The following is a 21,616-nucleotide window of genomic DNA, read 5'->3' as shown; positions in this document are numbered from 1 at the left end:
GAACCACATAGGTTGACGGCGGCAAGTTGCCAGAATGACTGATGCTTGGCCGGTGACTGGGAGGATGTTGCCGCCCGGTCCGTTCGACCGCGTGTGTTCGACTGCGTGTAAGGAGGCTCCGTGGGGCCCGACGACGTTCTGGCGGCACTGGATCCCGAGCAGCGTGAGGTGGCCGAAGCCGTCCGGGGGCCGGTCTGCGTCCTCGCCGGAGCCGGGACGGGCAAGACCCGCGCCATCACCCACCGCATCGCGCACGCGGTCCACAGCGGGGTGGTCGACGCCCAGGGCGTGCTGGCGGTGACGTTCACCACACGCGCGGCCGGTGAGCTCAGGCAGCGGCTGCGGCAGCTCGGCACGCCGGGCGTGCAGGCGCGCACCTTCCACGCCGCCGCGCTGCGCCAGCTCACCTACTTCTGGCCGCGCGTCATCGGCGGCGACCCGCCCAGGGTGATCGAGTCGAAGCTGCCGCTGCTGATCGACGCCTGCCGCTCCCTGCGCAAGAACCAGGACCGCTCCGAACTGCGCGACATCGCCTCCGAGATCGAATGGGCCAAGGTCACCCAGATCGCCCCCGAGGACTACGCGGAGGCCGCCAGGAAGGCGGGCCGCACCTCGCCCGTGCCCCCCGAGGAGGTCTTCCGGCTCTACGAGGCCTACGAGAACCTCCGCCGCGAGCGGCACCTGGTCGACTTCGAGACCATCCTGGAGCTCACCGCGGCCGTGATGACCGAGCACCGCGAGGTGGCCTCCCAGATTCGCCAGCAGTACCGCTACTTCGTGGTCGACGAGTACCAGGACGTCAACCCGCTGCAGAAGCTGCTGCTCGACACCTGGCTCGGCGGGCGCGACGACCTGTGCGTGGTCGGCGACCCCAACCAGACGATCTACTCCTTCACCGGCGCCACCCCCCGCTACCTGACCGGCTTCTCGGTCGAGCACCCCAACGCCACCGTGATCAAGTTGGTCCGCGACTACCGCTCCACCCCCCAGGTCGTCTCCCTGGCCAACCGGGTGCTCGACAGGGCGCGGACCCCGCACAAGCTCGCCCTGATCGCCCAGCGCCCGGACGGCCCCGAACCGGTCTTCACCGAGTACGACGACGAGACCGCCGAGGCGGAGGGCGTGGCGCGGGCGGTGAAGAAGCTCGTCGGTGGCGGCGTGCCGACCCGCGAGATCGCCGTGCTGTTCCGGGTCAACGCCCAGTCCGAGGCGTACGAGCAGGCCTTCGCCAAGGCCGGCCTGCCGTACGTGCTGCGCGGCGCCGACCGCTTCTTCGAGCGCCCCGAGGTCCGCCAGGCGGTCGTGCTGCTGCGCGGTGCCGCCCGCTCGGCCGAACCCGGCGACACGCTCGTCTCGACCGTGCACCACATCCTGTCCGGCATCGGGCTCACCCCCGAGGCACCCGGCGGTGGCAAGGCCCGGGAGAAGTGGGAGTCGCTGAAGGCCCTGGCCGACCTCGCCGAGGACCTCGCCGCCACCGGCGCCGACCTGCCCGCCTTCGTCGCCGAGCTGGAGCGCCGGGCCGGGGAGCAGCACGCGCCGCCGGTCGAGGGCGTCACCCTGGCCTCGCTGCACGCCGCCAAGGGTCTGGAGTGGGACGCGGTCTTCCTCGTCGGCGTCACCGAGGGCATGCTGCCGATCATCTACGCCGAGACGCTCGACCAGATCGAGGAGGAACGCCGCCTCCTGTACGTCGGCGTCACCCGCGCCCGCGCCCACCTGAGGCTGTCGTGGGCGCTGGCGCGCTCGCCCGGCGGGCGGCGTTCCCGCAAACCCTCCCGCTTCCTGGACGGGCTCACCGGCCGCTCCGCGCAGAAAAGCCGCGCCGCCGCCCCGGCCGCGGCGGCCGATCGCCGTCAGGTCGCCGCTCCGATCAGCTGCCGGGTCTGCGGCAAGACCCTGGCCGCCGCCGCCGAACAGAAGCTCGGCAGGTGCGCCGGCTGTCCCGCCGACTACGACGAGTCGCTGCTCGAGTCGCTCAAGTCCTGGCGTACGGGAGTGGCGAAGCACGAGAAGATCCCCCAGTGGGCGATCTTCACCGACGTCACCCTCCAGGCCATCGCCGAACGGGCGCCGCTCTCGGAACAGGACCTGCTGGCGATCACCGGAATCGGACGCGTCAAACTGGATCGTTATGGCGAGGCGGTGCTCGAACTGTGCCGTATCGCTGCGAACCGGACGGAGGGCGCGTGAACGAGGCGTTAAAGGAGCTCCTGGACCTGCTCGACCTGGAGCAGATCGAGCTCGACATCTTCAGAGGGCGTAGTCCGGAGGAGCGCATCCAGCGTGTCTTCGGTGGCCAGGTGGCCGCCCAGGCACTGGTCGCCGCGGGACGGACGGTGCCCGACGACCGCAACGTCCACTCGCTGCACGCCTACTTCATCCGTCCCGGCGACCCGGCCATCCCGATCGTCTACAACGTCGAGCGGGTCCGCGACGGCCGGTCCTTCACCACCCGGCGGGTGGTGGCCGTCCAGCACGGCAAGGCGATATTCACGATGTCGGCCTCCTTCCACGTGACGGAGACCGGTGTCGAGCACCAGGCGGTCACGATGCCCCAGGTGGCCGATCCCGAGGGCCTGCCGCTCTTCCAGGATCGGATGCTCCAGGCCGTGGGGACGGATTCGCCACTGCGCGAGTGGGTGTCCAGGCCGAGGCCGGTGGACGCCCGCTACGTGACGCCCCTCACCTGGGAGGCCTACCGCGACCCGGAGCTGCGCGGTTCAAACACCGACGTGTGGTTCCGCTACGACGCGGAACTGCCCGACGATCCGCTGCTGCACGTGGTGCTCGCCGCCTACGCCTCCGATTTCACCCTGGTCGACACCGTGCTGCTGACCCACGGCCTGGCATGGGGCGCGTCCAACCTCTCCGGTGCCTCGCTGGACCACGCGATGTGGTTCCACCGCCCTTTCCGCGTGGACGAGTGGATGCTCTACGCCCAGGAGTCGCCCTGGTCGGGGGCGGCGAGAGGGCTCGCCAAGGGAGAGATGTTCACCCGGTCCGGAGAACTGGCCGTGTCGGTAGTGCAGGAGGCGATGATCCGCGTGAGATAGTCGCAAAGTCGCAGGTAGAAAATATGTTGCCCCCTCCTGGGGCCGGGGTTTAGGGTCATGGTCAAGCAAGTCGGACGCTACTGTCCGACGATCCACGAATGGAGGTGAGTCCGCTGTGAGGAACATTCTGATGTCGTCCCAGATGGGGCTCACTTCCGCGCGCCGTAACACCGTTCTGTCTTGTGACAGCCAGATCATCCTCGCCGCCGGCGCGGCAGCTCTGGTTCAGCAGGCCAATCCTGCCCATCTTCAGGTCGAGACCGGCCGTTGGTTCGCTCCGATCGCCTTCCCGGCGACGGATGTTCCGGCTGCTCGTAACCGAGTGGGCGACAGCTACGCAGCAACGACCAAGCACATCGGAAACGGTGGACTGCGCGGTCCGCAACCCTGGGGGCATCCTCCGGTCATAACCTGACCGAGGAAAAAGCCTTCAGGCCGCGGATCCGCACCCAGGATCCGCGGCCTTCTTGTTTGTCCGCGTCATTCCTGACCCCCACCCCAAGAGGTAATCGAAGATCAACACCTAGCTGAGAGGTGAAGCAGATGGGGGCCCAGACGGTCATGGACCTGATCGACGAAGCCACAATCCCCTGTCGTACCGACCCCGACCTGTGGTTCGCCGAGTCTCCGGAGGACGTGGAGTTCGCCAAGGCGCTCTGCGGAGGCTGCCCGATCCGTGAGGCCTGCCTGGCCCGCGCGCTGGAGCGCGAGGAGCCGTGGGGCGTCTGGGGCGGCGAGCTCGTCCTGCGGGGGGCGATCGTCCCCCGGAAGCGTCCGCGCGGGCGTCCCCGCAAGAACCCGGTCGCTGCCTGAACGATCCGGTCGCTGCCCGGACCGCCAAGCACCATGAACCACCGAGAACCGCACACCACCGAACCACCGAGAACCTGAACCACCGAGAACCCGAGCCATTACGAGCCGGGCGTTTCCGAAAGGACCATCCCGATGAGCTACTTCACCGCCAGAGGCCTCGACCTGTCGTCTATGCAAGAAGAACTGGTCCGTGACCGAATACGGACCCTTCACCGCGAGGCGGAGGAGCATCGCAGGGCCGCCGGCCTTCAGCGCCTCCAGCGCGCGAAGCGCGACGCGGAGCGTGCCTCGGCGCGCCTGCGGAGCGCGATCCTGCGCCTCGTCTGATCTGTCGTGTCTGTTCGGTAAGAACCGGCGGCGACGTGTGGAGAACGCACGAAAGACGCACGTGGTCGCACGCGAGACGGATCGAAGAACGAGACGGACGAGAAAGGCGAGACGGACGAACGAGGGGTGACCCGCTCCGGCGGGTCACCCCTCAGACGTCTCGCCAGGCCCGCCATGCCACGGGACGCCGCCGGACGTCGTGGAGCATCGCGGGGCAGGGATGCCGGGGGATGTCGCGGGACACCCAAGGACTCCGAAGGACACCGAGAGGCGGCATGGGATGTCGCCGAACGCCGCGGGGCATCGCGGACAGGGACGGCGGGGGCGCCGAAGGACGGCGGGGGACGGCGGGGGAATGTCGCCGAAGGACGGTGAGGGACGGCGGGGGAATGTCGCCGGGCGCCGAGGGGGTCGAGGGGCGCCCGGGGAAGGAAATATCCCTCAGGCGCTGGTGAGGGTGGGTTCTCCCGAATCCTCGTCGGTGAATCCGGGGACCCAGCGGATGACCTCCTCACGGAAGCGGGCGGTGGCGCCGAGCTGGCAGAGGACGCCGACCCCCGCCGCGTGCACGCGGTGGATGAGGACGTACGAGGCGGGCAGGTTGAGCTGGCGCACCACGTTGCCGGGACGCAGGTCGGTGGCCGTGGCGGCCTGCCGCTGGAGCCACTCCCTGCTGAACGAGAACTCCTCCACGGCGGTCGGCTCGACGTAGGGAGCCAGGAACGCCCGCAGGGCTTCGGGGTCGATCTCGATGTGCGGCTGGATGAAGCCCTCGTCACGCAGGCCCTGCACCACGGTCGACATGTCGCCGTTGTTGAAGATGCGGGTCAGTTTTCCGAAGACCGATGGGTATCCGTCGGGCATCCGGTTGACCGCGCCGAAGTCGAGCACGCACATCCGGCCGTCCTCGACGATCCGGAAGTTGCCCGGATGGGGGTCGGCGTGGAGCATGCCCAACCGCGCGGGCGAGGAGAACAGGAAACGGACGAGCTGGAGTCCGGCCCGGTCGCGCTCCTCCTGGGTGCCGTCGGTGATGATCCGCGACAGTGGGGTGCCGTCGACCCATTCGGAGACGAGCACCTGCTCGTTGGCGGCGATCACGTCCGGGATCAGGAAGTCGGGGTCGTCCTTGTACTCCAGGGCGAAGGCGTGCTGGGCCTCGGCCTCGCGAAGGTAGTCGAGCTCCTCGACCACCCGCTCGCGCAACTCGCTCAGGACGGCCTTGATGTCGAGGCCGGGCAGCAGCACCCCGAAGAGCTTGCCGAGCCGGGACAGCTGGGTGAAGTCGGAGAGCAGAGCCTTGCCCGCCCCCGGATACTGGATCTTGACCGCGACCGTCCGGCCGTCGTGCCAGACCGCCTTGTGCACCTGCCCGATCGACGCGGCGGCGGCCGGCCTGTCGTCGAACGACAGGAAGTTCTCCCGCCAGTCGTCGCCCAGCTGCTCGACGAGGACCTTGTGCACGGTCGCCGCCGGGAGCGGCGGGGCCGCGTCCTGGAGTTTGGTCAGGGTGGCGCGGTACGGGCCGGCGATCTCGGCGGGCAGTGCCGCCTCGAAGATGGACAGAGCCTGGCCGAGCTTCATCGCCCCACCCTTGAGCTCTCCGAGAACCTTGAAGATCTGCTCGGCGGTGCGTTCCTGGATTTCCTGGGCGACGATCTCGGCGGACTTTCCCCCGATCCGTTTTCCGAGACCGAGAGCGGTGCGGCCGGCGAACCCGATCGGCAGGGCCGCCAGCTTGGCGGAGCGCGCAACGGCGCGGCGCGGAAGGTCACTCACCTTGGTTGGCGGCGCGTCCACTGGTACAGCGAGACGCCGCTCCCTCCCTTCGCTGTGTGTCCGTCAGCGGCAGGTAGCCGACGCGACCATTGTTAGCGAACCCAACTCGTTTCGGAAGCAACGACATTGAGGATGAACACTCCAGGATCGCCTCTTCCAGCTCAAATCTGGCAATATTTCCATTGTGCTGTTTGTCACAGCGGGTTCACGGCCGTCGATCACAGCGAGTGCGTGACCTGCCGCCGACGCCGCCACCAGCGTCGACAGCGCCGTGCCACACGCGATTTCTCCCGCGGGGAAGCCGCCCAGCCGGGCACTGACGACGGGCCATCCGGGGTCACGATCCCGTCGGGTCAGATCCAGGCAGTGCAGACACGTGCTCCGTCCGGGCAGCACCAGAGGGCCGACCGACCCGGAGCCCTCGAAGGCGGTGACCAGCAGATGCGGAATCTCCCACTCGACGAGCTCCCTGACCAGGAGACCGTCCAGCGGCACCACCGGTGCGAGCACCGCCAGGTCCGGAGGCCTGGCCCCGTCGGCCAGCTGGGCCGCCCCGTCGCCGGTCCAGGCCGTGAGACCGGGCGCCAGCCTCTTGGCCACCGCGACCGCGCCGTCCTGCCTGCTCATCCCCACCTCCGTCCAGCCGAGGCCACCGGGGACGACATCCCGTCGCCGAGCCGTACCGGGATCGATGACGCAGATCCGGCCGACCCCGGAGGCTGCGAGCAGGCCGACGACCTGCGCGCCCACCCGGCCCGCGCCGTAGACCCGCACCTGGGCCTCTCGCCGGCGCTCCAGCGCGGCGAGCCCACCGTCGATCGTGCCCGGAGTGAGGGAGAGCGCGTCGAGATCCGGCTGGAGCCGATCACGCTCGGCCATCGCGAGCGTGCGCAGCGGACCTGGACCCGCACCCGCGTCGTCCACCACGCCACGGCTGACCAGCAGGTCGAGCAGGGTCCGGCCGCGCTCCTCACCGAGACCCGCCTCGGCGGCGCCGGCCAGCACGCCCGCGAGATCCCGTACGCCGTCGAGGCTCTCCACCCAGCGGCGGACCTCGGGTTCGAGATCGGTCAGCACCACCGCGTGGCGGGGATGCAGCCCGAACTGCAGGGTGCGCCCGTCACGGGCGACGCGGCGCAGAGCGGGCTTCAGACGTGGTCGCATCGGAGAACCTTTCCTCGGGGCGGCCTGCGGATGACCGGTGAGCGGGGGACGAGCAGGCCGGGGGTGGCTGGGTGTGCCAGCGTGGCATGGCCCCACACGGTCCCGGACGCCTTTTCCCGCGCCTGTGGATAACTCCCGTCCTGTGGACAACCCGCCCCTGGGATTAATCAGAAATGAGCCTTCCGTTCCCTCCGTCCCGGGGATACGCCCGTCTCGGGGACGTGTGGATTTCCGCCTCTCCCGGACGAGGGGTGTCCGTTCCGCTCACCGGGGCGGGAAATCCGTCTCGCCTTCCGGGACGGGAAACGGCAGGGGAGACGGGCAGATGGTTTCGAGGGCGACGTGAAGGAGGGGGACGACGGTGGCGGGCCAGGGAGCCTGCGGGGCAGGCGGAGGGCAGGCGGTCCCGGGAGGTGGTGGGCGGGAGAGGGTGGGTTACGCTCCCCGGCATGGACGAGCTCTTGGTCGACCGGCGTGACGACGGCGTCGCGGTGCTCACTCTGAACCGCCCCGATCGGCGCAACGCGATGACCGACGGAATGACCGCCCGGTGGCGGCTGGCCGTCGCCGATCTCGCGGCGGACCGCGACCTCCGGTGCGTCGTCGTCACCGGGGCGGGAAACGCGTTCTGCTCCGGAGGAGACCTGTCCTGGCTCGCCGAGCGGGCCGCCGAGGGAGTGCCCGCACTGCGCGAGCGGATGCTCGGTTTCTACCGGACCTGGCTGGCTATCGCCGACCTGGAGGTACCGACCATCGCCGCCGTCAACGGCTCGGCCGTCGGAGCGGGACTGTGCCTCGCCCTCGCCTGCGACCTGGTCTACGCCGCCGAGGAGGCCAAGCTGCTCGTCCCCTTCACCTCGCTCGGCCTGCACCCCGGCATGGCGGCGACCTACCTGCTGCCCAGGGTCGCGGGGGTGGGCGTGGCCCGGGAGATGTTGCTCACGGGACGGACGATGACGGGCGCGGAGGCGGCACCCGCGGGGTTGGTGACCAGGGCGTTTCCCCGCGAGTCGCTGATGGCCGAGGTGATGGGGATCGCGTCGCGCACGGCGGCCGGCGCGCCGGCCGCCACCCGGCTCACCAAGATCGCCCTGGCGGGTGGCGGGCACGCCGACCTCGACGCCGCGCTGCGCTGGGAATCTCTTGCCCAGCCGGTCACGATGATCTCCGACGACATGCTTGAAGGGCTGGCGGCCCAGAGAGAACGACGGGCTCCGCGATTCGGCAACGCATGAGACGGCTGATATCCAGGTTAATTAGATAAGTCACGGTCATAGTTGATCACCCGTGTTGAACAATCGACGAACGGGGATTGACCAGCGGGAACGTGTTCTACCCCCTGGTGTGAATTCGCCATTCTCGGCTACCGTTCATATGTGCCCCCCGAGACAGTCGAGGTCCGCCGCAGTTCTCGCCGCCGGCGGACGGTTTCTGCGTACCGCGACGGCGAGAAAACGATCGTGCTCCTCCCCGCCGGTCTGAGTAGCACCGATGAGGAACAATGGGTGCGCCGTATGCTCGATCGCCTGGCGGCCAAGGAGCAGCGCAGACGTCCCTCCGACGACGATCTGCTCGATCGGGCCGTCGATCTGTCGGCCCGCTATCTGGGTGGGGAGGCGAAGCCGTCGAGCGTGCGCTGGGTGGAGAACCAGCAGCACCGCTGGGGCTCGTGCACCCCTGATCACGGCACCATCAGGATCTCCACGCGGCTGCGGGGCATGCCGTCGTGGGTGGTCGACTACGTGATCATGCATGAGCTCGTCCACCTGCTGGTGCCGAGTCACGGCTCGCGCTTCTGGGCGCTTGTGGAACGCTATCCCAAGGCCGAGCGGGCGCGGGGCTTCCTGGAGGGATTCTCCACGGCGGCACACGGTTCCGCGGAGGAATGTTGACAGAAGATCGAGTGGTGGCCGTTCTCGTCACGCCCTCCGCGGCGGACGCGGCTCCCCCGGGAGTCGACGCCACCGACTTCCTCACCGCCGTCGCCGAAGACGCCTACGAGCTCGTCGCCGGCCTGGACTTCGTCTCTCCCGTCGTGGTGACGAGCGTCCCGGGCATGGAGGAGATCGTTTGGCCGGGCACCCCGGTCGTCGAGATCCCCGATCTTTCCGGCAGCGCCCTGGTCGAGGCGGCCTTCGCGGCCCTGCCGTACGGCGAGCAGGCGGTCCTGCTGAGCGCCGACGCGCCCGACCTGCCCCCGCTGCTCATCGGCAAGCTCTTCCGCGAGCTCGGCAGGGCCAGGATCGCCGTCTGCCCGGACGCGGGGGGCGGCACGGTCGCGCTGGCCGCCCATCTGCCCTATCCGGACTGGGCCGCGGTGGGCTTCGACGACCTCGATCCGATCAAGACGCTCCGCGCCTCCGCGCCCGGCAGCCGCATGGTCGCGAGGGGCCCGGGCTGGCACCGCCTGCGCACCCCCGGCGACATCCGCCTCCTCGACCCGGGCCTGGAAGGCTGGGACAACACACGGGCGCTGCTCTCGCCCTGAGGTCTCGGGTGATCGAGCGCCCGGCCGCCCGTCCCCGGCCGTCCGGGTCCTCGAGACCGGGTGCCCGTCAGGGTGGGGGCAGGCGCAGGTCGGCGAAGACGGCCCGGTGGTCGGTGCCGGGAACGGTGTGCACGCTGACCGTGTTCACTCCCACCCGCCGGTCCACCACGACGTGGTCGATCGTGATCAGCGCGGGGACGCGCTTGTTGACCGGCCACGTGGGGGTGAGACCCTCCCCGGCGCTGTCGGCCGCGTCCAGATAGCCGCGGCTCAGAAAACGGCGCATGGCCGCGTGGTCGAGGCTGGCGTTGAAGTCGCCGGCGAGGATGCGGATCGTGTCGGGCGCGGCGGAGGGCAGCGCGTCCAGCGCCGCCGTCCAGTCGTACACCTGCCTGCCCAGCGGCGGGAAGGGATGCACGTCGACGATCTCGACGGGCCTGGCGCCGGGCACGGTCATCAGCGCGGCGGGCATGTTGTGCCCGATCGCCTCGAACAGGTTCTTCCTGGGGGTCAGCGGATACCGCGCGTACAGACCGCTGCCCCCGGCGCTCCACTCCGGCTCCAGCACCTGGTACGGCATGATCTTCTCCAGCCCGGCCGCCTCCAGCTTCTCGACCATCCCCGGTGTCAGCTCCTGGGTGCTGAGCACATCCGGGTCCAGCCGCCGGACCAGATCCATCACGGCGCCGGGTTCGGCGTGCCCGAACAGCGTGTTGAGCGTCAGCACCCGCAGGGGCGTCCCCGTCACGGGCTCCCCGGAGCTCAAGGCCCTGGGAAGCACGCTGAGGCCGAGCGCCGCGGCGGTGACCAGCGCCACGGCCGTCACCGTCCGGTTGCGGGCCAGCGCGGACAGCAGCACCGGCACGAGCGAGGCCGCGGCCACGTACGGGGTACCGGTCATGAGCTGGGTGGTCAGCGAGTCGCGTTCGAGCCCGGCCACCCGGGCCACCGCCCAGGCGGCGAACGGGGTCACCGCGGCCCAGGCGAGGCTTCTGGGAATCCTCCAGCGGCGGCGCCGCGCCGGCGGCACGACCGTGCCCCCGGCGCCTTCGACGCCCCTGTCAGCCACGATGTCCACACTCACAGTGCCCCGATCCGCTCCGTACAGCCTGATGAGGACGAAGATATCCGGGGAAAGGTGAGACACGCGTAAAACGGTCCAACGCCCTCGGGGCATGCCCAGGACGGCCCGGAACCGGTCGCCGAGCCGTGCGAGGCCGAGCGTCCGGTCACGTGGAGCGCAGAACCTCGCGGGCGCGGCGGGCCAGGCGACGCGTCGCCTCGTCGGAGAGCTCGGGGATCTCCTCCACCGGGAACCAGCGCAGGTCGAGCGACTCGGCGCTGATCACGGCCTCCACGCCGGCGGGGGCGACGGCGCCGTACTCGACGTCGAGGTGGCTGCTGTGCGGCGGGTGGCACCAGACCAGGTGCCGGTCGAGCGCGAGCGGGCCCGGCAGCAGCCGCAGGCCCGGGATGCCGGACTCCTCGGTGGCCTCACGCAGCGCCACCGCCTCCAGGGAGGCGTCGCCGCGCTCGCAGTGCCCTCCCATGGGCAGCCACATCCCGGCCTTGGGGTGCAGCGTCAGCAGCACCCGCTCGCCGTCGTGGGAGAGCACCGCGGTCGTGGCCGTCAGGTGGCCGGGGACGCACTCGCGCCACATCGCGTCGTCATTGGCGTGGAGGTGCTCCAGGAACTCCTTGCGAAGGATCTCCTCGTCGGCCGTGGGCGCGGTCCACCCCGTGAGCACCTCCTTCGCGTCGGCGCGCAGGCTCACACGCCGCCGTCCCGGCCGCCGTCGTCCTTGCGGCCCTTCCCGTCGTCGTCGCCGTCCTGGCCCGGGGCGGCCGGAGGCTCCTGCCGCGGGGTCTCCTCCAGGGACGACAGGTCGAGCTCGGGCTCGCCCCGTACGAACCTGTCGGGGTTGTCGAGGTCGTCGGCGGTGGGCATCAGGTCGGGGTGGTTCCAGACCGCGTCGCGGCCGTCGACACCCCGGTCGGCCTCCAGGGCCTGCCACAGGGCGGCGGCCTCGCGCAGGCGGCGGGGCCTGAGTTCGAGGCCGACGAGCGTGGCGAAGGTCTGCTCGGCGGGGCCGCCGGTCGCCCTGCGGCGCCGTACGGTCTCCGACAGCGCGGTCGCCGAGGGGAGCTTGCCGTCCGCGGCGCCGTCCACGACGGTGCCGACCCAGCCCTCGACCAGGGCGAGCATGGTCTCCAGCCGGGACAGGGCGGCCTTCTGCCGCTCGGTCTCCTCGGGCTTGAGCAGGTTGCCGCCGCTCAGCGCCTGCTGGAGCTGCTCGGGGTTGTTGATGTCGAGCCCGCGGAGCTGCTCCTCCAGCGCGGAGGCGTCCACCGTGATGCCCTTGGCGTACTCCTCCACGGCTCCGAGCAGGTGCGCGCGCAGCCACGGCACGTGCTGGAACAGCCGGTGGTGGGCCGCCTCGCGCAGGGCGAGGTAGAGGCGGATCTCCTCGGCGGGAGTCTCCAGACCCTGGCTGAACGCCGCGACGCCGCCGGGCAGCAGGGCGGCGTTGTCCGACAGCGGCAGGCCGATGTCGGTGGAGCCGATCACTTCGAGGGCGAGCGAGCCGACGGCCTGGCCGATCTGCTGGCCGACCATCATGCCGCCCATCTGCTTCATCATCCCCATCAGCGGCCCGGCCATGGCCTGTGCCTCCGGAGGCAGACCGGTGGCGCCGAGCGTGCCGCTCATGGTCTCGACCATGCGGGCGGCGATCGGGTCACAGAGCTTCTGCCAGACCGGGACGGTCTTCTCGATCCACTCGGAACGGCTCCACGCCTGGGGGTTGCTCACCCCGCTCGGTAGGGAGGTGGCCTCGTTGAGCCACAGATCGGCCAGATTCAGGGCGTCGACGATCTGGCGCCGCTCGCCCTCCATGACACTTGGATCGCCCTCGGCGACCACGACGTGCCGTGCGATGTTCTTCGCCATGTCCCAGTTGACGGGACCTGAGGTCGGCGGAGCGGAGAGCATGTCGGCGAACTGGCGCATTGCCGCTGCGATCTGCTCCGGGTTGCCGAACATGGCGAACGGATTCTCGTTGGGGTCGTTTTCCCGACCTGGCAAGTCAGTCACCGCTCTACCTCGTGCAGGATGGAGGAGTCCACATCCGCCACGTTATCCGTCGCATGGCGGGTCAGTGCAAAGTGAGGACCTGGTGCCTACCTCGAAACGCTCCCGGCCCCCCGTCGTCGCCGTCACCGGCGCCGCCTCGGGCCTAGGCCGTGCCTTCCTCGCGAAGGTCGCCTCGTCTGCGGATTTCCGCAGGGTCGTGGCCATCGACGAGCAGCGTGGCGATGTCCCCGACGTCACCTGGCGGGTCCTCGATGTCCGAGATCCGCTCTTGGCGAACCGCATATCTGATATTGACGTGCTCGTGCATCTGGCCGCCGACTACGCGCTCGACGTCAACCCGGCGGAGCGGCGCGCCTACAATCTGCGAGCGGCCCAGACGGTGCTCACCGCCAGCGCCGCCGCACGGGTGCGGCGGGTCGTGCTGGTCACCAGCGCCATGGTGTACGGCGCCGTTCCCGAGAACCCCGTCCCGCTGCCGGAGGGATCGGCGGTCGCCGCCGAGCCCGACACGGGCATGGTCGGCGACCACCTGGAGATCGAGGCGCTGGCCCGGCGCTCCCTGCGCAGCCATCCGGGTCTCGACGTGACCGTGGTCCGGCCCGCCGCGGTGGTCGGTCCCGGCGTCGACAGCGTGGTGACCCGGCACTTCGAGGCGCCCAGGCTGCTGACCGTCAAGGGCTGCAGCCCCCGCTGGCAGTTCTGCCATATGGACGATCTCGTCTCGGCTCTTGAGATGGCGGCGCTGGGCACGGTCTCGGGGGTGGTGGCCGTCGGCGGCGACGGCTGGCTGGAGCAGGAACAGGTGGAGGAGATCTCCGGGCTGCGACGGCTGGAGCTGCCCGCCGGGCTGACCTTCGGGACCGCCCAGCGCCTGCACCGCCTCGGCGTCACCCCGGCCCCGGCCACCGACCTGCACTACGTCGTCTACCCCTGGGTGGTCGACTGCGTCGCGCTGCGCGAGGCCGGATGGAAACCCCAGTGGAGCAACGAGGCCGCCTTCGAGCAACTCCTGGAGTTGCGTGAGGGCAAGCACGCCGTCGTGGGCCGCCGCCTGTCCGGCAAGGAGGCCACGCTCACCGCGGCCGGCGCCACCGTCGCCGTCCTCGGCACCGCGGCGATCGTCCGCGCCGCCCGCAAGAAGCGCCGCCCCTGACGTTCGCGCGGGGCGAACGTTCCGCGATTGGCGTACCGGTTCGTATGAGTTCGCATGAACCATGCGGGTTTGTAGGGGCTCGCATCGTCCACAGGAGGCATGGAGGGCGACGAGGCAGGGTGACCCGGGTGCCCGCCCCCGAGAGGGTGCGCGGCCGAAGGCCGTTTTTCCCGGGCGGTACGCTTTGCGGCGTGGATGTCATCCGGTTGCTCGATATTCGCGACAGCGCGCTCTCCGTCGACGAGGTGCTCGCCGCCGTCGGCGACCACGCCGCGGGCGGCACGACCGTCTTCGTCGGCACGGTACGCGAGCAGGATCACGGAAAGCCGGTCACGAGCCTGTCCTACTCGGCGCACCCGAGCGCCGTGGACGAGCTCCGCCGGGTGGCCGAGAAGATCGCCAAGGATTTCCCCGTGACCGCCCTGGCCGCCGTCCACCGGGTCGGCGACCTGGAACTCGGCGACATCGCGGTCGTCGTGGCGGTCGCCGCGCCACACCGGGGCGAGGCGTTCGAGGCCTCCCGCAGGCTGATCGACGACCTCAAGAGCCAGGTCCCCATCTGGAAGAACCAGCTTTTCACCGACGGCTCCTCCGAGTGGGTCGGGGCCTGCGAGTGAGCCCGGCCGGCGGGTGCGCGGCCGTCGGCGCGGCGGCGTCCGGGTGCGGTTTCATGACCTGTCGTACGGCATAGGCTTTGTCCATGTCCCGACGAGCGCTGACCCTCATGGTGGCGGGCTTCCTCACGCTCATGCTCGCGCTGGTCGGCGCCGTGCTGCCGGTGCCGTACGTCGTGCTGAGCCCCGGGCCGACCGAGAACACGATCGGCGACGTCGACGGCAAGCCGGTGATCAGCGTCGAGGGACACCAGACGTATCCGACGGAAGGCAAGCTCAGCCTCGTCACCGTCGCCTACCAGGGCGGGCCCGGCACCAGGATCGACCTTTTCAGCGCGCTCAGGGGATGGATCGATCCCACCATCGCGGTCGTGCCCGAGGAGACGATCTTCCCTCCGACGACCACCGCGAAGGAGGTCGAGCAGCAGAACACCCAGGAGATGACCAACTCCCAGGACGACGCGACCGCGGCGGCGCTGACGGAGTTGAAGATCCCCTACAGCTCGGTCGTGACCGTGGCCTCCACCGAGAAGGGCCTGCCGGCCGACGGGAAGTTCAAGGTCGGCGACGAGATCGTCTCGGTGGACGGCACGCCCGTGTCCGACCGCGAGACCGTCTCCGCCTCCGTCCGCAGGCACAAGCCGGGCGAGCAGGTCAGTTTCGTCGTCAACCGGGGCGCCCAGAGCGTGACCATCGCCGTCCCGACCGCCGCGGGCAGGGACGGCAACCCCATCGTGGGCATCACCATGCGGGTCGGCTACAAGTTCCCCTTCCAGGTCAAGATCAACGTCGGTGACGTCGGCGGGCCGAGCGCGGGGATGATGTTCTCCCTGGGCATCCTCGACAAGCTCACCCCCGGGGCGCTGACCGGCGGCAGGTCCATCGCCGGGACCGGGACGATCACCGCGGAGGGCGGGGTCGGCCCGATCGGAGGCATCCAGCAGAAGATGGTCGGCGCCAGGAAGGCGGGGGCGACGGTCTTCCTCACTCCCGCGGAAAACTGCGCCGAGGCGGTCAAGGCGATCCCGGCCGGCCTCAGGCTGGTCAAGGTCTCGACCCTGCACGAGGCCGTCCAGGCGGTCGACGCGCTCCGCACCGGCTCGGGTTCCGTGCCGAGCTGCCCGGCCGGCTGATCCCGTAACCGGGCGGGAGGAGAAGCCGGAAAAGCGGGACGCCACGCCCGATCCACGAAAAAGATCAGGTTTTCCGGTCCCGGGCCTCGTCGCGGGGCACTCATCGCGCCTCTCGTACGTTGGACCTGTGGACCCGAGACCAGCGGGCGTTGTGGCCGGACCGTGCCCGAAAGGCTGAACGCGACCCAACTCCCGCCGGTGTAGGTTGCCAGACACGGACCGTGCTCTTACGACAAGGGGTTGGCCTTGAGCTTCCGGACCCCCGGAGCCGGCAGGGCAATGCGCTTGCCCCGCCGGCCACGACTGCTAGTTCCCGTCGCGATCGCGCTGGTCGCGATAGTCGCGTTGTTCTTCCTCTTCGCCAGCATTTTCACTGATTACCTCTGGTACGACTCGGTCGACTACACGGCCGTCTTCTCCGGCGTGGTCGTCACGCAGATCCTGCTCTTCATCGTCGGCGCGCTGCTGATGGTGGGCATCGTCGGCGGCAACATGCTGATGGCGTACCGGATGCGGCCGATGTTCGGCCCGGGGATGTTCGGCGGCGCCAGCGGCGCCGACCGGTACCGGATGGCCCTCGACCCGCACCGCAAGCTGATCTTCCTGATCGGCGTGGCGGTGCTCGGCCTGTTCTCGGGATCGTCCTTCTCCGGTCAGTGGAAGACCTGGCTGGAATTCGTCAACGCGACGCCGTTCGGCGAGGTCGACCCGCAGTTCAAGATCGACATCTCCTTCTTCATGTTCACCTATCCGTTCATCCGGATGGTGCTGAACTTCCTGTTCGTCGCGGTGGTGCTCTCCGCCCTGCTGGCGGCGATCGTGCACTACCTGTACGGCGGGTTCCGCCTCCAGTCACCCGGCGTGCACGCCTCGCGCGGCGCCCGGGCGCATCTGTCGGTGCTGCTCGGCGTCTTCGTGCTGCTGAAGGCGATCGCCTACTGGGTCGACCGGTACGGGCTGGTCTTCTCCGACCGGGGATTCCGGCACGGCGCCTCGTACACCGACGTCAACGCGGTGCTTCCCGCCAAGAGCATCCTGGCGGTCATCGCCCTGATCTGCGCGGTTCTGTTCTTCGCCGGGGTCGTGCGATCCGGCGGAATGCTGCCCGGTGTCGGCTTCGGGCTCCTGGTGCTCTCGGCCATCCTGATCGGCGGCGTCTACCCGGCCCTGGTCGAGCAGTTCCAGGTCAAGCCGAACCAGCAGGGCAAGGAGCAGGAGTACATCAAGCGCAACATCGACGCGACCCGAAAAGCCTACGGCGTCAACGACGCCGAGGTGATCGACTACACGGCTCAGGGCGACCCGAGCAAGGTCAGCGTCACCGCCGACAGCTCCATCTCCGGCGTGCGCCTGCTCGACCCGAGCCTGGTCGCCAAGACCTACCAGCAGAAGCAGCGGATCCGCGGTTACTACGACTTCCACGAGCCGCTCGACGTCGACCGCTACCCCGACGCCAACGGCACGATGCGCGACACCGTCGTGGCCGTGCGAGAGCTCACCGGACCGCCGGCGGAGCAGAACAACTGGATCAACCGGCACCTCGTCTACACCCACGGCAACGGTTTCGTGGCCGCGCCCGGCAACGAGGTCGACTCCGAGGGCCTGCCCAACTTCGACGCCAAGGACATGCCGGTCACCGGTGCCCTGGTGGACCGGACGAAGCTCAAGGAGTCGCGGATCTACTTCGGCGAGGCGCCCGGCTCGACCGAGTACGTCGTCGTCGGCGGCACCGGCCAGCAGAAGCAGGAGCTCGACTATCCCGAGAGCGGCGGCACCGGCCAGAAGAACACCACCTACGACGGCAAGGGCGGGGTCCCGGTCGGGTCCTTCCTCAACCGGATGCTCTACGCCGCCAAGTACGGCGAGATCAACCTGCTGCTGTCCGGTGACGTCAACGCGAACTCCAAGATCCTCTACGAGCGCAACCCGCAGGCGCGGATCGCCAAGGTGGCGCCGTTCCTGAGCCTGGACGACAACCCCTACCCGGCCATCGTCGGCGGCAGGGTGGTCTGGCTCGCCGACGCGTACACCACGTCCAACGCCTACCCGTACTCCCAGAGCAAGAGCCTGGAGGCGATGACGCGCGACACCATCACCGACCCGCGCCTGGTGGTCCCGCAGCCGCGCGACCAGATCAACTACATGCGCAACTCGGTGAAGGCCGTGGTGGACGCCTACGACGGCACCGTCAGCCTGTACGCCTGGGACGAGAAGGACCCCATCCTGCAGACCTGGCGCAAGGCCTTCCCCGGCGTCATCAAGCCGCAGACGGAGATGTCGACCGAGCTCAGGCAGCACCTCCGCTACCCGGAGGCGCTGTTCAAGGTCCAGCGTGACGTGCTCTCCCAGTACCACATCTCCGACCCGAACGCCTTCTACAGCGGCCAGGACTTCTGGAACGTCCCGAACGACCCGTCGTCGGGCGAGCGCGACATCAAGCAGCCGCCGTACTACCTGTCGGTCAAGATGCCGAAGACCGCGGCGCCGTCGTTCTCGCTGACCACCACGTTCGTGCCGCGCCAGGGGCCCAACCTGGCCGCGTTCATGGCCGTGGACGCCACCCCGGGAGCCGACTACGGGAAGCTGCGCATCCTGCGCATGCCGTCCAACACCACGATCCCCGGGCCCGGTCAGGTACAGAACAACTTCCAGAACAAGTTCTCCGGCGAGCTCAACCTGCTCGGACTCGGCCAGGCGAAGGTCCGCTACGGCAACCTGCTGACCCTGCCGTTCGCCGACGGCCTGGTCTACGTCGAACCGGTCTACGTGGAGATCGCGGCCGCCTCCGGCCAGGAGCCGTACCCGATCCTCCGCCGCGTCCTGGTGGCCTACGGCAGCAAGGTCGGTTCGGCCGACACGCTCAAGGGCGCACTGGAGCAGGTCTTCGGCGGTGGCACCCAGGCGGCGCCACAGGAGGAGGCCAAGCCCGGCGAGGCCAAGCCCGAGGAGGCCAAGCCCGCCTCCGCGCTGGCCCAGGCGATCGACGAGGCACAGGCGGCGTACGACAAGGCGCAGAAGGCCCTGCAGGCCAACCCGCCGAACTGGACCGACTACGGCAACGCCCAGAAGGAGCTCCAGGCGGCGCTGTCGAAGCTGAAGGGCACCGAAGCGACGGGCGCTACTCCCACTCCGTCGCCCTCGCCGTCGGGAACCTCGGCGCCGTCGGCGACACCGTCCGCCACACCGGTCCCGTCGGTCACACCGACGCCCGCACCGAGTCCCTAGGAGCCACCCGAGGGCCCAGCGCCATTCGATTCGCGTCCACCACCAAAGCCGGGTATGGTTAAGACATACACCGACGCGGGGTGGAGCAGCTCGGTAGCTCGCTGGGCTCATAACCCAGAGGTCGCAGGTTCAAATCCTGTCCCCGCTACAAGAGAAGGCCCCGGTCGCCGGAAACGGCGACCGGGGCCTTTGTGTTGCCGCTCCTTCCGGGAAAGACCGGCTTTTCCCTCAAAAGGCCCTCTGCCAAAAACCCGCTTCCGGCAGAGACCGATACGTATCTCGCGAAACGCTCCTGCACAGCGGGTATGCGGATCCATGAGGGCCCTACCCGGGGCCGCAGCGCTTGTCGCCGCCCCGCAAGACCCCGGACCGCCAGGCGCTGCCCCGGCGGCGCCACGGAGGCCCTGAGCCTGCACGGCGCGGGTGTCCTGCCGGTCCACCTGCTCGGACTCATCCGGTTGGTGACCGCGGTGGTGCTCTGGCGCCCCGGTCGCGGCTCTGGCCGGCCACGCCCTCTTCATCGGTGGACTTCGTGCCCGGTGGCTTCGTGCGGTCGATGACCGGTTGCGCGGACATCACCGTCATTCACGTGCCGGTGGCCCCGGGCTCATCGCCCTCACCCGTGGCCATGTTGACCTGGGCGATCACCCCGCGGCCCGAGCCCTCGCGGACGGGACGGCGCGGGGTACGCCACTCCGCGTTCCCGCACCGATTTGCAGCCGGAGGGGGATTCCGGATATTGTTCAAACACACACCGACGCGGGGTGGAGCAGTTCGGTAGCTCGCTGGGCTCATAACCCAGAGGTCGCAGGTTCAAATCCTGTCCCCGCTACCAATCGAAAGGCCCTGATCTCTCAGAGATCAGGGCCTTTCGCATTTCCGGCAACCGGAACCCGCGGGCATCACACCGTCGTAAGCGTGGTGGGCGAGAGGTACTTCGAAAGATGCCGAGTCCGAGAGGTAGCGTGCCGCTGTGGCCGAAACGTCCGAACCCGTCCTGCGCTGGCGCGTGCGCCGCGATCTCCTCATCATGAAGATCCTCGCCGCGCTCGTCTTCGCGGTGCTCACGGTGTTGACCCTCGGCGACCTCCGAGGCGCGATCCTGGCGGGTGTCGCGTCCGCGGTCCTGGTGGTCCTGGCGGTGCGCGACGTCCTCGCTCCGGTACGGCTGACCGCCGATGGTGAGGGCCTTGTCGTGGTGAAGGGCTTCGCCGGATCCGAACGGGTGCCGTGGAGATCCGTCGAGCGCATCCGGGTGGACACGCGGACCCGCTTCACCTCGCGCACGGAACTCCTGGAGATCGACACGGGGGAGAGCATCCACCTCCTCAGCCGGTTCGATCTGGGGGCGCCGTGCCGGGAGGTGGCCGACGAGCTCCGCTCGTTCCGGACGGGTTCGTAGCCTCTCCGGGCTCCGCCGGCCGAAGGACCCGGCTCGCGGGGCGATCCCGGCCATGCCTTCGGGGCACCGCCACGGGCCGGGACCCGGCACCGGTCGGCGGCTGCCGGGCTCGGCCCGCGATGACGTTCGTCAGGCTCTGACCCTCACCCGGCGATGTCTCGGGACGAAACTGGGCTTGGTACGGCGTACCAGCAGACTCGCCTTGTAGAGAGCCCAGCAGGTGAGGAAGGTCCCGAAGGAGACCTGCCCGATCCAGGTCCACGCCGAGGTCTCGACGGCCGCGAACATCACTACACCGGTCCAGACAAAGCCGAAGACGCCCACGAGGGTCGCCGCAGCCCAATTCAGCCCTCGCTGCAACATGCCTGGAGTCTTACAGATCTTGGTTCAAGGCCAGGTCAATGACGCGGAACGCCTCATCGTGGGAGGCTACGGCTGGTGCCGGCACACCTCCGCGCGCGAGACCCGCCGGTGCCCATCGGGGCGGCTCCGAGAGGGGTCTCCTCGAGACAGGCCAGCAACGCCGCCGCGGTATGGGCGTCGGCGAGGATCCGGTTCACCTCGTCCTCGGATGTCGGGAGCTGGCCACGCTTGGCGAGCTCGTCGGTGAGGAAGGTCAACGGCTCCGGATAGCCGGCCGCCTCCGCGGCGACCGTCGCCCGAGCCGCGGTGAGGAGACGCAGATAGTAGGCGCGGAGGGTCGCCTCCCTCATGCGTGCGTCTTCAAGGTCGTTCAGCAGAGACCTGGCAACCCTCAGTAGGTCACCTGGATGGTCGGCCTCCGCGTCGATGTGCGCGCGGATGTCGTCGAACTCCGAGCGGGTCATGGTGCTCACCTCCACGGCGGAGTCAGGATCCTGACCCTCGCGCCTACTTCGTATCCAGAGTCGATTGCGAATGGCTTGACGTCTGGTTGCGCGCTTCGACTTCCTATGACTGTTTGGGACGCGTGAGTCTCCGGGATGGTTGGCAAGTTGTCTCTGTGACGTGAGAGTCCTGGTAGTGTTCTTTCCGCAGGGCAACGAAGTCCCAGGTTTAAACCTCCTGGGGCGGACGAATTGCCCAGCAAAACCCTCTCTGATCCCGGCAAATCGGGCGTGTCCGCACGATTGGACAACCACCGGATGTTGGAGTAAGTTAGAGGGGTTGCCCTGGAAACGGGGCAGTCGCAATCCTAGCGGGTTCGGCGGGTTCGAGTCGAGCGTCGGAAATCCGACAGTTTGACACGAAACCGACACTCCTGATAAGATAGTGACACGAAATGGAACGCCCCGGAGTTCTGCCGGACCACTTGGTCGGGTCAGGGTGATGGTGTACGCGTCCGTTTCTTGAGAACTCAACAGTGTGTTAAAAGCCAGTGCATGAAGC

The 21,616-nt window shown here is 69.2% G+C and carries 20 protein-coding genes and 2 tRNA genes; 15 read left to right on the top strand and 7 right to left on the bottom strand.

The genetic code is table 11. The features are described from left to right. Nucleotides 1-120: 120 nt before the first annotated feature. The 5 genes from ACVCAG_RS26280 to ACVCAG_RS26260 all read left to right on the top strand — a co-directional run bounded on the left by ACVCAG_RS26280 (nucleotide 121) and on the right by ACVCAG_RS26260 (nucleotide 4,196). Complete coding sequence (locus tag ACVCAG_RS26280) at nucleotides 121-2,193, top strand: UvrD-helicase domain-containing protein (protein ID WP_440085475.1); 2,073 nt, start codon at nucleotides 121-123, stop codon at nucleotides 2,191-2,193. Further along, nucleotides 2,190-3,056 carry an acyl-CoA thioesterase II gene (gene tesB, locus ACVCAG_RS26275; RefSeq protein WP_440085474.1) on the top strand — a complete coding sequence of 289 codons (867 nt, stop codon included), beginning with the start codon at nucleotides 2,190-2,192 and terminating at the stop codon, nucleotides 3,054-3,056. The genes ACVCAG_RS26280 and tesB overlap by 4 nt, the downstream gene beginning before the upstream one ends. 130 nt (nucleotides 3,057-3,186) lie before the next feature. Further along, nucleotides 3,187-3,471, top strand: coding sequence for a hypothetical protein (locus tag ACVCAG_RS26270; protein ID WP_440085473.1), 285 nt, complete (start codon nucleotides 3,187-3,189; stop codon nucleotides 3,469-3,471). A gap of 128 nt (nucleotides 3,472-3,599) precedes the next feature. Beyond that, nucleotides 3,600-3,869, top strand: a complete 270-nt coding sequence (locus ACVCAG_RS26265; RefSeq protein WP_329085648.1) for a WhiB family transcriptional regulator — start codon at nucleotides 3,600-3,602, stop codon at nucleotides 3,867-3,869. Nucleotides 3,870-4,001: 132 nt separating this feature from the next. Then, the gene (locus ACVCAG_RS26260) at nucleotides 4,002-4,196 is read left to right on the top strand and encodes a hypothetical protein (RefSeq protein ID WP_440085472.1); all 195 of its coding nucleotides are present in this window, start codon (nucleotides 4,002-4,004) and stop codon (nucleotides 4,194-4,196) included. A 441-nt stretch (nucleotides 4,197-4,637) separates the two neighbouring features. On the opposite strand, the gene ACVCAG_RS26255 is transcribed toward ACVCAG_RS26260, so the two are convergent. Together ACVCAG_RS26255 and ACVCAG_RS26250 are read right to left on the bottom strand one after the other, a co-directional pair. Next, a complete protein-coding gene (locus ACVCAG_RS26255; RefSeq protein WP_440085471.1) occupies nucleotides 4,638-5,975 on the bottom strand; it encodes an AarF/UbiB family protein in 1,338 nt (445 codons plus the stop codon). Nucleotides 5,976-6,038: 63 nt separating this feature from the next. Beyond that, nucleotides 6,039-7,139 (bottom strand): ThiF family adenylyltransferase, encoded by a 1,101-nt coding sequence (locus tag ACVCAG_RS26250; protein WP_440085470.1) that lies wholly within the window; start codon nucleotides 7,137-7,139, stop codon nucleotides 6,039-6,041. 449 nt (nucleotides 7,140-7,588) lie between these two features. On the opposite strand from ACVCAG_RS26250, the gene ACVCAG_RS26245 reads away from it, so the two are divergent. The 3 genes from ACVCAG_RS26245 (at nucleotide 7,589) to ACVCAG_RS26235 (ending at nucleotide 9,627) form a co-directional block, all read left to right on the top strand. Continuing rightward, nucleotides 7,589-8,374 (top strand): enoyl-CoA hydratase-related protein, encoded by a 786-nt coding sequence (locus ACVCAG_RS26245; RefSeq protein ID WP_440085469.1) that lies wholly within the window; start codon nucleotides 7,589-7,591, stop codon nucleotides 8,372-8,374. 141 nt (nucleotides 8,375-8,515) lie between these two features. Beyond that, a complete protein-coding gene (locus ACVCAG_RS26240; protein ID WP_329085638.1) occupies nucleotides 8,516-9,031 on the top strand; it encodes a M48 metallopeptidase family protein in 516 nt (171 codons plus the stop codon). A gap of 14 nt (nucleotides 9,032-9,045) precedes the next feature. After that, on the top strand, nucleotides 9,046-9,627 hold the full coding sequence (locus tag ACVCAG_RS26235; RefSeq protein WP_440085468.1) for a DUF2064 domain-containing protein: 582 nt from the start codon (nucleotides 9,046-9,048) through the stop codon (nucleotides 9,625-9,627). A gap of 67 nt (nucleotides 9,628-9,694) precedes the next feature. On the opposite strand, the gene ACVCAG_RS26230 is transcribed toward ACVCAG_RS26235, so the two are convergent. From ACVCAG_RS26230 to ACVCAG_RS26220, 3 genes are all read right to left on the bottom strand, one after another. Further along, on the bottom strand, nucleotides 9,695-10,696 hold the full coding sequence (locus ACVCAG_RS26230) for an endonuclease/exonuclease/phosphatase family protein (RefSeq protein WP_440085467.1): 1,002 nt from the start codon (nucleotides 10,694-10,696) through the stop codon (nucleotides 9,695-9,697). Between the two features lie 160 nt (nucleotides 10,697-10,856). Then, entirely contained in the window at nucleotides 10,857-11,402 is a 546-nt protein-coding gene (locus ACVCAG_RS26225) for an NUDIX domain-containing protein (RefSeq protein WP_440085466.1), read from the bottom strand. Further along, nucleotides 11,399-12,670, bottom strand: a complete 1,272-nt coding sequence (locus tag ACVCAG_RS26220) for a zinc-dependent metalloprotease (protein WP_440085645.1) — start codon at nucleotides 12,668-12,670, stop codon at nucleotides 11,399-11,401. The genes ACVCAG_RS26225 and ACVCAG_RS26220 overlap by 4 nt, the downstream gene beginning before the upstream one ends. Nucleotides 12,671-12,800: 130 nt before the next feature. Here ACVCAG_RS26220 and ACVCAG_RS26215 point away from each other — a divergent pair, with 130 nt between their 5' ends. The 7 genes from ACVCAG_RS26215 to ACVCAG_RS26185 all read left to right on the top strand — a co-directional run bounded on the left by ACVCAG_RS26215 (nucleotide 12,801) and on the right by ACVCAG_RS26185 (nucleotide 20,248). Then, on the top strand, nucleotides 12,801-13,874 hold the full coding sequence (locus ACVCAG_RS26215) for an NAD-dependent epimerase/dehydratase family protein (RefSeq protein ID WP_440085644.1): 1,074 nt from the start codon (nucleotides 12,801-12,803) through the stop codon (nucleotides 13,872-13,874). Nucleotides 13,875-14,065: 191 nt separating this feature from the next. Next, complete coding sequence (locus ACVCAG_RS26210) at nucleotides 14,066-14,491, top strand: molybdenum cofactor biosynthesis protein MoaE (RefSeq protein WP_440085465.1); 426 nt, start codon at nucleotides 14,066-14,068, stop codon at nucleotides 14,489-14,491. Between the two features lie 83 nt (nucleotides 14,492-14,574). Beyond that, on the top strand, nucleotides 14,575-15,621 hold the full coding sequence (locus tag ACVCAG_RS26205) for a PDZ domain-containing protein (protein ID WP_440085464.1): 1,047 nt from the start codon (nucleotides 14,575-14,577) through the stop codon (nucleotides 15,619-15,621). A gap of 279 nt (nucleotides 15,622-15,900) precedes the next feature. Further along, nucleotides 15,901-18,846: a UPF0182 family protein gene (locus tag ACVCAG_RS26200; RefSeq protein WP_440085463.1), complete on the top strand. Its 2,946-nt coding sequence runs from the start codon at nucleotides 15,901-15,903 to the stop codon at nucleotides 18,844-18,846. A 74-nt stretch (nucleotides 18,847-18,920) separates the two neighbouring features. Beyond that, nucleotides 18,921-18,994 (top strand) — tRNA-Met (locus ACVCAG_RS26195). 610 nt (nucleotides 18,995-19,604) lie between these two features. Beyond that, a tRNA-Met gene (locus tag ACVCAG_RS26190) sits at nucleotides 19,605-19,681 on the top strand. 138 nt (nucleotides 19,682-19,819) lie between these two features. Then, complete coding sequence (locus tag ACVCAG_RS26185) at nucleotides 19,820-20,248, top strand: PH domain-containing protein (RefSeq protein ID WP_440085462.1); 429 nt, start codon at nucleotides 19,820-19,822, stop codon at nucleotides 20,246-20,248. A 129-nt stretch (nucleotides 20,249-20,377) separates the two neighbouring features. On the opposite strand, the gene ACVCAG_RS26180 is transcribed toward ACVCAG_RS26185, so the two are convergent. Both ACVCAG_RS26180 and ACVCAG_RS26175 read right to left on the bottom strand, forming a co-directional pair. Beyond that, entirely contained in the window at nucleotides 20,378-20,611 is a 234-nt protein-coding gene (locus ACVCAG_RS26180) for a hypothetical protein (protein WP_440085461.1), read from the bottom strand. A gap of 53 nt (nucleotides 20,612-20,664) precedes the next feature. Next, nucleotides 20,665-21,075, bottom strand: coding sequence for a hypothetical protein (locus tag ACVCAG_RS26175; RefSeq protein WP_440085460.1), 411 nt, complete (start codon nucleotides 21,073-21,075; stop codon nucleotides 20,665-20,667). Between the last annotated feature and the right edge of the window lie 541 nt (nucleotides 21,076-21,616).

This window comes from Streptosporangium sp. G12 (assembly GCF_052983175.1).
Note: the sequence above shows the minus strand (reverse complement) of the source record. Positions and strands in the feature narration are given on the sequence as shown.